Consider the following 14,722-nt stretch of genomic DNA (forward strand, 5'->3'; position numbering starts at 1 on the left):
GTACCCGCTGTCTTCCGGGCTGATCCACTACTCAGTGTTGCCTAGCGCCTGGTGAGGCGCCTGGCGTTTTCCAGGTGGGCGGCGAGCTGCTTCTGGATGCGGCCGGTGGCCTCGTCCAGCGCCTTGCGCGTACGGCGCCCGCTGCCGTCGCCCGCGTCGAAGGGCTCGCCGAAGACGACATCGACGCGCGAGCGCAGCGGAGGCAGCCCCTTTATCAACCGTCCGCGCCTGTCGGTGCTTCCCAGCACGGCGACCGGCACGATCGGGGCGCCGCCGCGCACCGCGAAGTACGCGAGCCCGGCGCGCAGCGAGGCGAAGTCGCCCTCGCCCCGGGTGCCCTCGGGGAAGATGCCGAGCACGCCGCCGTTCTCCAGCACGCCGAGCGCCCTGGTGATCGCCGTGCGGTCGGTGGTGTCGCGGTCCACCTTCAGCTGGCCGATGCCGGTCAGGAACGGGTCGAGCGGGCCGATGAACGCCTCCTTCTTGATCAGGAAGTGCGTCGGCCGGGGCGCCACGCCCATGACCATCGGCCCGTCGATGTTGTGGGAGTGGTTGACGGCGAGGATCACCGGGCCGTTCACCGGCACCCGCCAGGCGCCGAGCACGCGCGGCTTCCACAGCCCGTACATCAGGCCGACGCCGATGCGCCGCCCGACCTCGGCGCTCCGCGCCGAAGGCAGCTCGGTCACTTCCCTGCCCGCTTCTCCTCGACGAGGGTGACGACACACTCGATGACCTGGGCCAGCGTGAGCTCGGTGGTGTCCACCTCGACCGCGTCGCCGGCCTTGGCGAGCGGCGAGGTCTTGCGGCTGGAGTCGGCCGCGTCGCGCTTGATCAGGGCCTCACGGGTGGAGTGGACGTCGGAGCCCTTCAGCTCGCCGCTGCGGCGGGCGGCACGCGCCTCCGGGGAGGCGGTGAGGAAGATCTTCAGGTCGGCGTCGGGCAGCACGGTCGTGCCGATGTCACGGCCCTCGACCACGATGCCGTTCTCCGCTGAGGCGGCGATCGTGCGCTGCAGCTCGGTGATCCGGGCCCGCACGTCGGACACCGCGCTGACCGCGCTGACCTTGGAGGTGACCTCCTGGGTGCGGATCGGGCCGGCCACGTCGACACCGTCGACGGTGATGGTCGGGCCCTGCGGGTCGGTGCCCGAGACGATCTCCGGCTTGCCGGCCGCGGCGCCGATGGCGGCGGGGTCGTCGATGTCGATGCCGTTGCTCACCATCCACCAGGTGATCGCCCGGTACTGGGCCCCGGTGTCCAGGTAGCTCAGCCCGAGCTGCGCCGCCACGGCCTTCGAGGTGCTCGACTTGCCCGTGCCGGAGGGGCCGTCGATGGCGACAATCACGGGCGTGGGGCTTTCCACAGTGGAGACCTTCCTGAACCGGGCTGGCGGGGGTGAGGGCGCGACTGCCCCGCACAAGGTTACTGGGTGCGGGTCACTCGTCCGGCCGCGCGTCGGTCAGCCACGTCCAGCATGCACTACTGCCGGATCGCCCAGCCCCGCTCGCGCAGCGCGGCGCTCAGCACGGGGGCCGCCTTCGGTTCGACCATCAGCTGCACCAGACCGGCCTGCTGCCCCGTCGCGTGCTCGATCCGCACGTCCTCGATGTTGACGCCGGCCATGCCCGCGTCCGCGAAGATCCGGGCCAGCTGTCCCGGCTGGTCGTCGATGAGCACCGCCACGACCTCGTAGACCCGCGGGGCGGACCCGTGCTTGCCGGGGACGCGGATCTGCCCCGCGTTGCCGCGCCGCAGGACGTCCTCGATGCCGGTGCTGCCCTCGCGGCGCTTGTGGTCGTCGGTGGACTGCAGGGCGCGCAGGGCCCGCACGGTCTCCTCCAGGTCTCCGGCGACGTCCGTGAGCAGGTCGGCGACCGGCCCGGGGTTGGCGGAGAGGATGTCGATCCACATCCGGGGGTCGGAGGCGGCGATCCGCGTCACGTCCCGGATGCCCTGCCCGCACAGCCGTACGGCCGCCTCCTCGGCGTTCTCCAGACGCGCGGCGACCAGGCTGGAGACCAGGTGGGGCATGTGGGAGACGAGGGCGACGGCACGGTCGTGGGCGTCGGCGTCCATCACCACCGGCACGGCACGGCAGTGCGAGACCAGTTCCAGGGCGAGGTTCAGCACCTCGGTGTCGGTGTCCCGGGTCGGGGTCAGCACCCAGGGCCGGCCCTCGAAGAGATCCCCGGTCGCGGCCAGCGGGCCGGACTTCTCCCGGCCCGACATGGGGTGCGTGCCGATGTAGCCGGTCAGGTCGAGGCCGCGTGCCTCCAGCTCACGGCGGGGTCCGCCCTTGACGCTGGCGACGTCCAGGTAGCCGCGCGCCGCTCCGCGGAGCATGGCGTCGGCGAGCACGTCCGCCACGTGGGCGGGCGGGGCGGCGACGATCGCGAGGTCGACGGGCCCGTCCGGCGCCTCGTCCGTGCCGGCGCCGAGCGCGGCCGCCGTGCGGGCCTGCTCCGGGTTCGGGTCGGCGAGGTGCACGGTGACGCCCCGCTGGGACAGGGCCAGGCCGGCGGACGTGCCGATGAGGCCGGTGCCGATGACGAGTGCGGTTCTCACTGGGCGATGTCCTTGCGCAGGGCGGCCGCGGCGCCGAGGTAGACGTGGGCGATGCCGGCCCGGGGCCGGTCGGACTCGATGTGCGCGAGAACCCGGACGACCCGGGGCATGGCGCCCTCGATGTCGAGTTCCTGGGCGCAGATCAGCGGTACGTCGACGATGCCGAGCTTGCGGGCGGCGGCCGCCGGGAAATCGCTGTGCAGGTCGGGCGTGGCCGTGAACCAGATGCTGATCAGGTCGTCGGCCGCGAGTTCGTTGCGCTCCAGGATGGCCGTGAGCAGGGCTCCGACCTGCTCGTCCATGTGCCCGGCCTCGTCCCGCTCAAGTTGGACGGCCCCCCGGACCGCTCGTACCGCCACGGCGCTGCTCCTTGCTGACGTGCGTGTCGCTCTACGTCCGTCCAGCCTAGTCAGCCCGCGCGAACGGGATGCGCGGCGCCCGCCCGATGAGACACCGGAATTACTATTCCTTGGGTATTTTCAGTGCCAAGATTCAGAAAAGTCCTTTTCTTCCGTTTTGGCACTTTCGGAGTGACGACATGACGTACGACACCACTCGCCGGACGGTTCTCCTCGCGACGGGCGCGACAGGCGCGGTGGCGCTGGTCGCGGCCTGCGGCGGGGACGGCGGCGGCAACGGCTCCACGTCGACGGTCTCCCCCACCGGCAAGGAGACGACGGACGCCCCCGCCGGTCAGGAGCTCGCCTCCACCGACGAGATCCCGGTCGGCGGCGGCAAGATCTTCAAGAACGAGGAGGTCGTGGTGACCCAGCCGGAGCAGGGTCAGTTCAAGGCCTTCTCCGCCATCTGCACCCACCAGCGCTGCCTGGTGACGACGGTCTCCGACGGCACGATCAACTGTCCCTGCCACGGCAGCAAGTTCCACATCGCCGACGGCGCGGTGGCCCACGGACCGGCGACACGTGCCCTGCCGGCCGAGCAGATCACCGTGGAGGGAAACTCGGTCCGCCTCACGTGAGAATCCGCGTAGCCTCCCGGGCATGCGGCCCGAGCAGCTGATACGCGACCATACGATCTACGCCTGCGTGATGGGCTCCCGCGCCTTCGGGCTGGCGACGGACAGCAGCGACACCGACCGCCGTGGCGTGTTCCTCGCGCCCACGCCTCTGTTCTGGCGCCTCGACAAGCCTCCGACACATGTCGAGGGCCCGGCCGAGGAGCAGTTCAGCTGGGAGCTGGAGCGCTTCTGCGAGCTGGCCCTGCGCGCCAATCCGAACATCCTGGAGTGCCTGCACTCCCCGCTCGTGGAGTACGCCGACGACACGGGCCGCGAGCTCCTGGCCCTGCGGGAGGCGTTCCTCTCCCGGCGGGTCCACGAGACGTTCACGCGGTACGCGTACGGCCAGCGCCGCAAGCTGGAGGCCGATGTCCGTACCCACGGCGCCCCGCGCTGGAAGCACGCGATGCATCTGCTGCGCTTGCTCATCAGCGCCCGCGATGTGCTGCGCACGGGCACGCTCACGATCGATGTCGGCGACCATCGCGAGGCCCTGCTCGCGGTGAAGCGCGGCGAGGTGTCCTGGTCCGACGTGGAGTCCTGGATGACCCGCCTGGAGCGGGAGACCGAGCGGTCCGCCCACCACAGCCCGCTCCCGGCGGAACCGGACAGGGAGCGCGTGGAGGACTTCCTCGTCCGCACCCGCCGCGCCTCGTCCAGCGGGGTCGTCACGCGTCCCAGAGCGCCCCGAGCGTGAGCAGGTCGCTCCGGTGTTCGACGCGGTCGGCCCACTCGGTCGGCCACGCCTCCGCGCCCACGTACGCGCCGGCGAAGGCGCCCGCCAGGCAGGCGATCGAGTCCGAGTCGCCGGCGGTGCAGGCGGCGCGCCGCAGGGCCGTCACCGGTTCGCCGGGGAAGAGCAGGAAGCACAGCAGCCCGGTCGCCAGGGCCTCCTCGGCGATCCAGCCCTCGCCGGTGGCCAGGCACGGGTCGTCCTCGGCGGAGACGGTGCGCACGGCGTGCCGGAGCCGGTCGAGGATCTCCAGGCACTCGTCCCAGCCGCGCGCGATGAACTGCTCGGGGCTCGGGTCCTGGGCCCGGCGCCACAGGTCGCCGAGCCAGCGCTCGTGGTAGTGGCCGCGGTTCTCCAGGGCGTACGAGCGGAGCAGGCCGATCAGCCCGTCCGGCTCGGTACCCGTCGCGAGCAGGCGTACGGCGTGCGCGGTGAGGTCGGACGCGGCGAGCGCGGTGGGGTGCCCGTGGGTGAGGGCGGACTGCAACTGGGCGGCGCCCGCGCGCTGTTCGTCGCTCAGGCCCTGGATCAGGCCCAGCGGCGCGACGCGCATGTTGGCGCCGCAGCCCTTGGAGTGGATCTGGCTGGCGTCCTGCCAGGGCCTGGCCTCGTCCTTCAGCAGTGAGCAGGCCTTCAGGCAGGTGCGCCCGGGAGCCCGGTTGTTCTGCGGCGACTGGTACCAGTTCACGAACTCCTCGCGCAGGGGCCGGGCCAGTCCTGCCGGGGTGAGCAGCCCCCGGTCCATCGCCGTCCGCACCGCCCACCCGAGCGCCAGCGTCATCTGCGTGTCGTCGCTGACGATCGCCGGCGTCGGCAGCTCCAGCCGCCGCCAGGGACCGAATCTGTCGAGGATCGCCGGCACGCCGCTGAACTCGGTCGGGTACCCCAGCGCGTCCCCCAGGGCGAGGCCCGTGAGCGCCCCGGTGGCGGCTTGCTTGTGGACGAGGAGGCTCATGCGGGGTGTCCTTCCGGCCGGTCACGAACAGTTCCCCGCGCCCACAGGGGCACGGGGAACTCAAGCACTTCGGGGACGGCGCTACGCCTAGAGATCGACTTCCTGCATCAGCATCCCCACCTCCGTGTTGGACAACCGCCGCAGCCAGCCCGACTTCTGGTCGCCCAGGGTGATCGGCCCGAAGGCGACCCGCACCAGCTTGTCGACCGGGAAACCGGCCTCCGCGAGCATCCGGCGCACGATGTGCTTGCGGCCCTCGTGGAGGGTGACCTCGACGAGGTAGTTCTTGCCGGTCTGCTGGACGACCCGGAAGTGGTCCGCCCGCGCGTAGCCGTCCTCGAGCTGGATGCCGTCCTTGAGCTGCTTGCCCAGGTCGCGCGGGATGGGGCCGACGATGTGCGCGAGGTAGGTCTTCTTCACGCCGTACTTCGGGTGGGTCAGCCGGTGCGCCAGCTCGCCGTGGTTGGTGAGCAGGATGACACCCTCGGTCTCGGTGTCGAGCCGGCCGACGTGGAAGAGCCGGGTCTCGCGGTTGGTGACGTAGTCACCGAGGCACTGCCGGCCCTCCGGATCCTCCATCGTCGACACGACACCGGCGGGCTTGTTCAGCGAGAAGAACTGGAAGCGCTGCGTGGCGACGGTCAGCCCGTCGACCTTGATCTCGTCCTTCTCCGGGTCGACGCGCCGCCCCTGCTCCAGGACGATCTCGCCGTTGATCTCGACCCTGGCCTCCTCGATCAGCTCCTCGCAGGCGCGCCGGGAGCCGAAGCCCGCGCGGGCGAGCACCTTCTGGAGCCGCTCGCCCTCCTGCTCGGCGCCCGGGAAGGTCTTGGGCAGCTTGACGTCCTTCTTCCCGGCGTACCGGTCGCGGTTGCGCTCCTCGATCTGCGCCTCGTACTCACGAGGGCGCGCCGGGGCCGTACGCCCACGCTGCTGGGGCTGCTTGGGGCCGCCCTTGGCACCGCCGCGCGCCGCACCGCCGCGCCCGGACTTGGGCCCGTCCTTCGTCGCCCCGGGGCCCACGTCGTAGCGGCGCTCCTCGGGGCGGGGCTTGCTGGGGCGGCCCTGCCCCTGCTTGTCATCCCTGTTGTTGCCGGCGCCGCGGTGATTGCCGCGCCCGCCGTTTCCGCCGTTCCTGCCGCTGCTTCGCATCAAAGTTCCGTCTGGTCGTCTTCGTCGTCGGTACCCGGGGTGACCGGGCGGCCCGGCACGTCGTCATCAGGCGCGTCCGGGTCGAACGACGGTACGCCCTCCTGGGTCTCGGCCTCGATCGCCTCCGCCTCCGGGAGGAAGGGCGCGAGCTCCGGGAGCTCGTCCAGACCGCGCAGGCCCATCCGCTCCAGGAAGTAGTTCGTCGTCGTGTACAGGATCGCACCTGTTTCGGGTTCCGTGCCCGCCTCCTCGACCAGACCCCGTTGCAGGAGGGTGCGCATCACGCCGTCGCAGTTGACTCCGCGCACGGCCGAGACCCGGCTGCGGCTGACCGGCTGCCGGTACGCGACGACGGCCAGGGTCTCCAGGGCGGCCTGGGTGAGGCGGGCCTGCTGGCCGTCCAGCACGAAGCGCTCGACGGCGGGCGCGTACTCGGCGCGGGTGTAGAAACGCCAGCCGTTCGCGACGAACCGCAGTTCGAAGCCGCGCCCCTGGACGGTATACTCGTCGGCCAGCTCGCGCAGCGCGTCCGTGATCTGGCGGCGCGGCCGGTCGAGGATCTTCGCGAGGTGTTCCTCGGTCGCGGGCTCGTCCACGACCATCAGGACGGCCTCCAGAGCGGGCTTGAGGTCGAGATCGGCGACGGTACGCAGCCCGGCCGGGATCTCGCTGATTTCTTCGCTCACGCCGGTTTCTCCTCCTTCGGCGGCTCGGGCGGCCGGTCGAACTCGTCGGTGACGGTCGGTGTCTCGTCCCCGTCCCCGCCGGTCCACCGCACGAGCAGCTCGCCCAGCGCGGACTCCTGCTCCAGCTCCACGGCCTTCTCGCGGTACAGCTCCAGCAGTGCGAGGAAGCGGGCCACGACGGTGAGGGTGTCATCGGTGTCCTCGATGAGCGCCCGGAAGCCGACCTCGCCCAGCTCCCTGAGCCGGGCCACGACGATCTGGGCCTGCTCCTGCACGCTGACCAGCGGGGCGTGGATGTGGTCGACGTAGACCTGCGGCCTGGGCTTGGGCTGCATCGCCTTCACGGCGAGCTTGGCGAACCCTTCCGCCCCGATGCTGATGACGACCTCGGGCAGCAGCTCGGCGTGCTGCGGTTCGAGCCCGACGGTACGCGGATAGCGCCGGGCCTCGTCGTCGAGCCGCCCGCTGAAGATGTCCGCGATCCGCTTGTACGCGCGGTACTGGAGCAGCCGGGCGAACAGCAGGTCCCGGGCTTCGAGCAGCGCCAGATCGCCCTCGTCCTCCACCTCGGCGGCGGGCAGCAGCCGTGCCGCCTTCAGATCGAGCAACGTGGCCGCGACGACGAGGAACTCGGTCGTCTCGTCCAGATCCCAGTCCGGCCCCAGCGCCCGGATGTACGCCATGAACTCGTCGGTCACCTTCGACAGCGCGACCTCGGTGACGTCCAGCTTGTGCCTGGAGATCAACTGCAGCAGCAGATCGAAGGGACCTTCGAAGTTGGCGAGCCGGACCTTGAAGACCCCGTCACCGGCGTCGGCCGGGGTCTCGGGCCCCGCAGCCGGCTCGACGGACTCTTCCTCCGCCCCGACCGGGGCCCGAAGCCTCGTCACAACCGGCTCCTCGACAACCACCGCTGCCGAACCAGCCACCGCCGCCACGGGCACCACGCCCGCCTCGACGGACGCCACCGGCTCAACGGGCTGCGCCGGTTCGCCAGCCTCCACCGGCTCAACGGGCTGCGCCGGTTCGCCAGCCTCCACGGGCTCGACGGGCTCCGCCTGCTCGGCCGCCGACGCCGAGGCCTCCGCCTCTGTCGGCTCAGCCGGTGCCACGGGCTCAGCCGCTGCCACAGGCTCGGGCGGCGCGGCCTCGGCCCATGCCTCCGCCGGAGGCGACTCCGGCTCTGCCGGCGGAGCGCCCGGCCCCCGCCCCAACGCGCGCCGACGGCCGTTCGGGCCGTCGGCGGGTGGAGGGGAAGCGTTCGAGGTCATAGCCCCCGCAGGCTACCGTTACCGCCCGCGCAGGCGTCGTACGAGGATGCTGGCGTCTCCGCGGGTCTCCAAGTCGGCGAGGACCACCGCGACCGCCTCGCGGACGATGCGGCCGCGGTCGACCGCCAGGCCGTGCTCGCCGCGGAGCACGAGACGGGCGTGCTCCAGATCCATGAGTTCCTCGGCGGACACGTACACGGTGATCTTCTCGTCGTGCCGCTCACGGCCGCTGGGGCGGCGCGCGGCCGCCCGTCCGCGCTTGCGTGGCGCCGCGCCCGCGGCAGCGGCGGCAGAACCTTCCTGCGCCGCCTGGCGCCGCCCGGAGCCGGAGCGCTCCGCGGCCGCGGAGCGGCTACGGGACTCCCCGGCATCGGCCGACTCCGCGTCCGCCGCCACATGCTCGGCGCCCTCACCGTCGCCGCCCTGTGCGGGCACCGACTGCGGCGCGTCCTCCGCGCCCGCTGCCGCCGCCGCGTCGCCCTCACCCGCCGGAGCGGGCACCCGGGCGTCACCGTTGACCTGGCGCCTGGGCGTGGACGACTGCAGCCCCATCCCCCCTGTCGTACGGAAGAGTTCGTCGGCCCCCGGCAGACTCACTCGGCGTGACACCGGGCGAGCACCTCCCTGGCGAGCTGGCGATAGGCGGCGGCACCGACGGAGTTGGAGGCGTACGTGGTGATCGGCTCACCGGCGACCGTGGTCTCCGGGAAGCGGACCGTGCGCCCGATGACCGTGTGGTAGACGTGGTCGTCGAAAGCCTCGACGACACGCGCGAGCACCTCACGGCTGTGCACCGTGCGCGAGTCGTACATCGTGGCGAGGATCCCGTCGAGCTCCAGCTCCGGGTTGAGCCGTTCCTGGACCTTCTCGATGGTCTCCGTCAGCAGCGCCACACCGCGCAGCGCGAAGAACTCGCACTCCAACGGCACTATCACCTTGTGCGCGGCTGTCAGGGCGTTGACCGTGAGCAGGCCGAGCGAGGGCTGGCAGTCGATGACGATGAAGTCGTAGTCGGGCAGCAGCGGCTTCAGGGCCCGCTGCAGTGTCGACTCGCGGGCGACCTCGGAGACCAGCTGGACCTCGGCCGCCGACAGGTCGATGTTGCTGGGCAGCAGGTCCATGTTGGGGACCGCCGTCTTCAGCAGCACCTCGTCGGCCGCCATGCCCCGCTCCATGAGCAGGTTGTAGACGGTGAGGTCGAGTTCCATCGGGTTGACGCCGAGACCGACCGACAGCGCGCCCTGCGGGTCGAAGTCCACGAGCAGGACCCGGCGTCCGTACTCCGCGAGCGCGGCACCCAGGTTGATGGTCGACGTCGTCTTGCCCACGCCGCCCTTCTGGTTGCACATCGCGATGATCTTCGCGGGACCGTGGTCGCCCAGCGGGCCCGGGATCGGGAAGTACGGCAGCGGGCGCCCGGTGGGACCGATGCGCTCCCGGCGCTGTCTGGCCGCGTCGGGCGCGAGAGTGGCCGCGTACTCGGGGTCGGGCTCGTACTCCGCGTCGGGGTCGTAGAAGTGCCCCTCGGGCAGTTCGTCGTAGTCGGCGAGTTGGTTGTGGGGCGCGCCACTTCCGCCGCCGGCCATGGCGTTCACGTGATGGCCATCCATCTTCTGGTGTGCTGTGTGAGTCGCCTGCTGACTCTGGTGGGCTGCGAAGGTGCGCACAGCGACGGAGCCGACAGCCGCGAATCCCGCGGGCCCCTGGTCCCGTGCAGGCATTCCTGGTTGACCACCCCCGGGAGTAAATGTCGACTCATTCACAAGTCGTCTTACCTCCTTGGTGACCAGGAAACTTCTAGACAGGTCAGCGTGGCACCATGCCGACGGTTGGCGACTCTATGGCGTGTCGGGCGTCCGCAGCAACACAATCCGCCGGACCCGGCCCGATGTGTCGGCAATGAAACATCCCGCTGTCAAGGGCGTACGGCCGTCGCACGGCAGGTTTCACCGGTGTGCGAATCGGTTGAAGGGTTACGTTCGAGGCGAGTTGCTCGAGAAGCGCGAAGTGACCATACACACATCCGGCCGGACCTTGTCGGGCAAGGTCCGGCCGGGTGCGCGGCGTTGACGACCTGTGTTGACGTATCGCCTTTACCGGTTGATGACTTAGCCGATTTACCGGCCGTCGGACTCAGACGAGCAGCGAGGCAAGCTCCACGTGCTCCACGCCGTGCGCCTCGGCGACCTCGCGGTAAACGACCTTGCCGTCATGCGTGTTGAGACCCCGGGCCAGCGCCGGGTCGCGGCGCAGCGCCTGCGCCCAGCCGTGGTTCGCCAGCTCCACGATGTACGGCAGCGTGGCGTTGGTCAGCGCGTAGGTGGAGGTGTTGGGCACCGCGCCGGGCATGTTGGCGACGCAGTAGAAGACCGACTGGTGGACCGGGAAGGTCGGCTCCGCGTGGGTGGTCGGGCGGGAGTCCTCGAAGCAGCCGCCCTGGTCGATCGCGATGTCGACAAGGACACTTCCGGGCTTCATCCGCGAGACGAGCTCGTTGGTGACCAGCTTCGGGGCCTTGGCGCCGGGGATCAGCACCGCGCCGATGACGAGGTCGGCCTCCAGGCAGGCCTTCTCCAGCTCGAAGGTGTTCGAGACGACGGTCTGGATCTTCGTACCGAAGATCTTGTCCGCCTCGCGGAGCTTGTTGACGTCCTTGTCGAGCAGGGTCACGTGGAAGCCCAGGCCGATGGCGATCTGCGCCGCCTGCCAGCCGGAGACACCGCCGCCGATGACGACGGCCCGGCCGGCCAGGACGCCGGGGACACCGCCGGGCAGCACGCCACGGCCGCCGTTGGCGCGCATCAGGTGGTAGGCGCCGACCTGCGGGGCCAGCCGGCCCGCGACCTCGGACATCGGGGCGAGCAGCGGGAGCGCGCGGCTGGGCAGCTCGACCGTCTCGTACGCGATCGCCGTGGTGCCGGACTCCAGGAGGGCGTCCGTGCACTCCTTGGAGGCGGCCAGGTGCAGGTAGGTGAAGAGCGTCTGGTCCTTGCGGAGGCGGTGGTACTCCTCGGCGATGGGCTCCTTGACCTTCAGCAGCAGGTCGGCGGCGGCCCAGACCTCATCGGCGGTGTCCAGGATCCGGGCACCGGCGAGGACGTACTCCTCGTCCACGATCGAGGAGCCGACACCGGCGCCGCGCTCGATGACGACCTGGTGGCCATGACGCACCAGCTCGTGCACGCCGGCGGGGGTGATGGCCACCCGGAACTCGTTGTTCTTGACCTCGCGGGGGATGCCGACCTTCACGTCGATCACGGTCCTTGGCTCAGAGGGTATGGGGGCATTACTAGGCATACCCGGCCGCGCACAGGCACACCGGGAGATACCGCAGGAGAACGTGCGGCAGAGCCAGTCTAATGAAGGTGTTCCCGCTGTCTAGCCTTTCATTGCATCAATCTTCAGCGGATGCGGTACGGATTTCGCAGGCGTCCGCGTCATCTTCCTGGTTTACCTCCCCGAGGAGCCGCTCGGCGGCGCCCCGGTGCAGCCCGGCCGACGCGGGGTCGCCGAGGCGTTCGAGGGTGTCGGCGACCCGCAGGTGCAGCGCGGCCTGCAACCGCGTGTCCTCGGCCCGCCGGGCCCATTCCACGGCCTCCCGGCACGTGCGCAGCGACTCGTCGGGCCGGCCGGCGTACTCCTGGACCCGCGCCAGTTCGCTCAGGGCCCGCGCCTGGGCGGCCACGTCACCGAGCTTGCGGTGCCCGGAGATCGCCGCGCGCCAGTTCCGCAGGGCCTCGCCGTAGCGGCCCGCGAAGGTGTGGGCGGCGGCGATCCGCCCGTACAGCCGGGCCGCGTCGGCGCGCTCGTCCCGGGCGAGCCGCTCGACCAGGGCCCGGCCGAACCAGTCGGCGGCCCGGTCGAAGTCGCCGAGCTCCAGGTGCGCGCCGCCTACGGATTCCATCGCGCGTCCGGCCGCGTACGGGTCGTCGACCTCGCGTCCGGCGTCCAGCGCGGCCCGGTAGCGCGTCAGCGCGGCGGCCGTGCGGCCGGTCCGGGCGTCGAGATCGCCGAGGTTGAGCAGGGCGGCGGCCCGCTCCCGGGGCAGCTCGCGGCGCTCGGCCACGTCCAGGACCAGGCTGTGGATCTCGTAGAGATCGGGCGCGGCCGCCTGGGTGCCGACGTGCGCCACCATCGCCCGCACCAGCTGGGACATCAGCCGCCGGGCCAGGGTGTCCAGCTCCCCGTCGCCGACCGCGAGCCGAGCCGAGGCCAGCAGGGCGGGCCGGGTCAGGCGCAGCCAGTCGGCGGCCGCCCTGGGAGTGGGAAAGCGCAGGGCACGCGGCATGTCGAGGAGTTTCTGGCGTGCCTGGGGGCTGTCGGTCTCGGTGATGGCACGGCAGACCTGGAGCAGCCGTACGGTCCGCTCCAGCATGCGGGCACGGGCCACCTGGAGCTCGGCCGGACGCTCGTGGTGCCCGGCGAGGACGCGGAGCAGCGGGTGCAGACAGCCGGGGACCTCGTACTGGGGCAGCGGCGAGTCCACCGCGTGCAGGAAGCCGAGGGCGACGAAGTCGTCCAGGGTGGTGCGGGCGCTGTCGACCGAGCAGCCGACGAGCGCGGAGGCGGTCTGCGGGTCGACCAGTCCGGCCGGGGCCAGGGCGAGCAGGCGCAGCATCCTCGCGGCGGTGGCGGGCAGGGCGTCGTAGGCGAGTCGGAAGACCCGGCTCAGGGCGGTCCCCTCGGCGGGCTCGGTCCGCAGTTGCTTGGCGAGGTCCAGGACGGCCGCCTTGGGGCGGGCGGCGAGCCAGCCGCCCGCCAGCATCAGCGCGGCGGGCTGCCCCTGGCACTCCTCGGCGAGTCCCTCGGCGGCCCGGGGGTCGACGGTGATGCGGACCGAGCCGGTGTGCCGGGACAGCAGCTCCACTCCGGACTTGGCGTCCAGGCCTCCCAGTGTGCAGGGGCGGACGTCCGCGATGCCGGTCAGCGGGCCCTCGGAGACCGCGACGACCAGGCACTCCGGGGTGTCGGGCAGCAGGGCGTCGACCTGCTCGGCGTCGGCCGCGTCGTCCAGCAGGAGCAGGGCGCGGCGGTCGGCCAGGGCGCCGCGCAGAGAGTCGGTGAGGTCGTCGCCGCAGGCCCCGGCCGGGGCCTCCCGGTCCAGGGCGGCGAGCAGGTCGCGGGCCGCGCGCTCGACGGGTACGGGGGTGCCGTCCGGGTCGGTCAGGCGGGCGCGCAGCACCCCGTCCGGGTAACGGTGCGCGACCTGCTGTGCGAGTTCCTCGGCGAGTGCGGTGCGTCCCGAGCCGGGCCGGCCGGCGATGAGCAGCACACGCGCTCGTGGGGGTTTGCGGCCGGCGAGGGTGTCCAGGCCGGCGCGCTCGATGTCGGCGCGCAGTTCCTTCAACTCCCGTGTGCGGCCCAGGAACTGACTCTCGCCGGCAGCGTGTCCGGTCAGCCGCACGTCGCCTTTCTCCACGACCTGATCCGTCACGGGCCACACTCCCGTCCCACGCACGCAAGCCCGCCGGGAATCCGGTTCGGGCGTGCCTCAGAGCCTAGTTCACGCTCTGCAACGTTCCGGGTGGAGCGCGGCGGGCACGGCAGCCACATCCCCCGATCGGATCAGCCGATCTTCACACCTTGGAGGGGCTTGGAGGGGCGGGGCGCAGGGGGCAGGGCGAATTCAGGCCCCTTCACGCCCCCCATCCGGCCCTTTCACGCCCCCATCCGGCCCCTTCCCGCTCACGCCTCGAACGGCCGCGCCGGCCACGGCGCCTGGGCCGGGCGCAGTGCGTCCAAGCCGCTGCCCGCGCGGGCGGCGACCAGGGACAGGACGCCCACCACGAGGCAGTTGTTGTGAAGTTCGCCGGCCAGTACGCCCCGGACGAGATCCCCGACCGGGACCCGGTCGAGTTCCATGTCGGCCTCTTCCTCCTCGACCGCGAAGCGCTCGCCCTCGGCCTCGGACAGATCACGGGCGAGGAAGATCCGTACGGCCTCGTCGCAGCCGCCGGGGGTGGTGTAGACGTCGGTCAGCACCCGCCAGTCCTCGGCCTTGACGTGCGCCTCCTCGTACAGCTCGCGCTGCGCGGCGTGCAGCGGGTTCTCGCCGGGGACGTCGAGCAGACCGGCCGGGATCTCCCACAGCTTGTGGCGCACGGGGTGGCGGTACTGGCGCAGGACCAGGACGCGGTCGGCCTCGTCGAGGGCGAGGACGGCCACGGAGCCGGGGTGGACCTGGTAGTCACGGCCGACCACGGTGCCGTCGGGCATGACCACGTCGTCGGTGCGGACGGAGGTCTTGTTGCCGACGAAGGGGGTGTCCGTCGCCCGGACCTCCCACTCCTCCGGGGTGTCCTTGATCGTCATGCCTGTCCTTCCACGTACCCGACCCGA

The 14,722-nt window shown here is 71.7% G+C and carries 15 protein-coding genes; 2 read left to right on the forward strand and 13 right to left on the reverse strand.

Annotated features, from left to right (window positions below; genetic code table 11):
* Nucleotides 1-41 precede the first annotated feature (41 nt).
* The 4 genes from OHU35_RS09215 to aroH all read right to left on the reverse strand — a co-directional run bounded on the left by OHU35_RS09215 (nt 42) and on the right by aroH (nt 2,927).
* The gene (locus OHU35_RS09215; protein WP_189731141.1) at nt 42-689 is read right to left on the reverse strand and encodes a 1-acyl-sn-glycerol-3-phosphate acyltransferase; all 648 of its coding nucleotides are present in this window, start codon (nt 687-689) and stop codon (nt 42-44) included.
* Nucleotides 686-1,366, reverse strand: coding sequence for a (d)CMP kinase (gene cmk, locus OHU35_RS09220; protein WP_189731139.1), 681 nt, complete (start codon nt 1,364-1,366; stop codon nt 686-688). Before cmk ends, OHU35_RS09215 begins: the two co-directional genes overlap by 4 nt.
* 116 nt (nt 1,367-1,482) lie before the next feature.
* Nucleotides 1,483-2,568 carry a prephenate dehydrogenase gene (locus OHU35_RS09225; RefSeq protein WP_189731137.1) on the reverse strand — a complete coding sequence of 362 codons (1,086 nt, stop codon included), beginning with the start codon at nt 2,566-2,568 and terminating at the stop codon, nt 1,483-1,485.
* Entirely contained in the window at nt 2,565-2,927 is a 363-nt protein-coding gene (gene aroH, locus OHU35_RS09230; protein WP_189731135.1) for a chorismate mutase, read from the reverse strand. The genes OHU35_RS09225 and aroH overlap by 4 nt, the downstream gene beginning before the upstream one ends.
* A 179-nt stretch (nt 2,928-3,106) precedes the next feature.
* Here aroH and OHU35_RS09235 point away from each other — a divergent pair, with 179 nt between their 5' ends.
* Both OHU35_RS09235 and OHU35_RS09240 read left to right on the forward strand, forming a co-directional pair.
* On the forward strand, nt 3,107-3,547 hold the full coding sequence (locus OHU35_RS09235) for a Rieske (2Fe-2S) protein (protein WP_189731133.1): 441 nt from the start codon (nt 3,107-3,109) through the stop codon (nt 3,545-3,547).
* A gap of 22 nt (nt 3,548-3,569) precedes the next feature.
* A complete protein-coding gene (locus OHU35_RS09240; RefSeq protein WP_189731131.1) occupies nt 3,570-4,283 on the forward strand; it encodes a DNA polymerase beta superfamily protein in 714 nt (237 codons plus the stop codon).
* Here the strand turns inward: OHU35_RS09240 and OHU35_RS09245 are convergent.
* The 9 genes from OHU35_RS09245 to OHU35_RS09285 form a co-directional block, all read right to left on the reverse strand.
* Nucleotides 4,255-5,274 (reverse strand): ADP-ribosylglycohydrolase family protein, encoded by a 1,020-nt coding sequence (locus OHU35_RS09245; RefSeq protein WP_189731129.1) that lies wholly within the window; start codon nt 5,272-5,274, stop codon nt 4,255-4,257. The genes OHU35_RS09240 and OHU35_RS09245 overlap by 29 nt on opposite strands.
* Nucleotides 5,275-5,361: 87 nt before the next feature.
* Complete coding sequence (locus tag OHU35_RS09250; protein WP_189731127.1) at nt 5,362-6,426, reverse strand: pseudouridine synthase; 1,065 nt, start codon at nt 6,424-6,426, stop codon at nt 5,362-5,364.
* Nucleotides 6,426-7,112 (reverse strand): SMC-Scp complex subunit ScpB, encoded by a 687-nt coding sequence (gene scpB / locus OHU35_RS09255; protein WP_189731125.1) that lies wholly within the window; start codon nt 7,110-7,112, stop codon nt 6,426-6,428. Before scpB ends, OHU35_RS09250 begins: the two co-directional genes overlap by 1 nt.
* On the reverse strand, nt 7,109-8,242 hold the full coding sequence (locus tag OHU35_RS09260; protein ID WP_405509198.1) for a segregation and condensation protein A: 1,134 nt from the start codon (nt 8,240-8,242) through the stop codon (nt 7,109-7,111). The genes scpB and OHU35_RS09260 overlap by 4 nt, the downstream gene beginning before the upstream one ends.
* A 159-nt stretch (nt 8,243-8,401) precedes the next feature.
* Nucleotides 8,402-8,992: a hypothetical protein gene (locus OHU35_RS09265; RefSeq protein ID WP_233878809.1), complete on the reverse strand. Its 591-nt coding sequence runs from the start codon at nt 8,990-8,992 to the stop codon at nt 8,402-8,404.
* On the reverse strand, nt 8,977-10,104 hold the full coding sequence (locus OHU35_RS09270; protein WP_184597667.1) for a ParA family protein: 1,128 nt from the start codon (nt 10,102-10,104) through the stop codon (nt 8,977-8,979). Before OHU35_RS09270 ends, OHU35_RS09265 begins: the two co-directional genes overlap by 16 nt.
* Before the next feature lie 412 nt (nt 10,105-10,516).
* Nucleotides 10,517-11,641, reverse strand: coding sequence for an alanine dehydrogenase (gene ald / locus OHU35_RS09275; RefSeq protein WP_189731119.1), 1,125 nt, complete (start codon nt 11,639-11,641; stop codon nt 10,517-10,519).
* 136 nt (nt 11,642-11,777) lie between these two features.
* A complete protein-coding gene (locus tag OHU35_RS09280; RefSeq protein ID WP_189731117.1) occupies nt 11,778-13,817 on the reverse strand; it encodes a tetratricopeptide repeat protein in 2,040 nt (679 codons plus the stop codon).
* A gap of 251 nt (nt 13,818-14,068) precedes the next feature.
* On the reverse strand, nt 14,069-14,695 hold the full coding sequence (locus tag OHU35_RS09285) for an NUDIX domain-containing protein (RefSeq protein WP_405505140.1): 627 nt from the start codon (nt 14,693-14,695) through the stop codon (nt 14,069-14,071).
* Nucleotides 14,696-14,722 lie beyond the last annotated feature (27 nt).

The sequence above is a fragment of the Streptomyces purpurascens genome (genome assembly GCF_045040895.1).
Taxonomy (GTDB): Bacteria; Actinomycetota; Actinomycetes; order Streptomycetales; family Streptomycetaceae; genus Streptomyces; species Streptomyces purpurascens.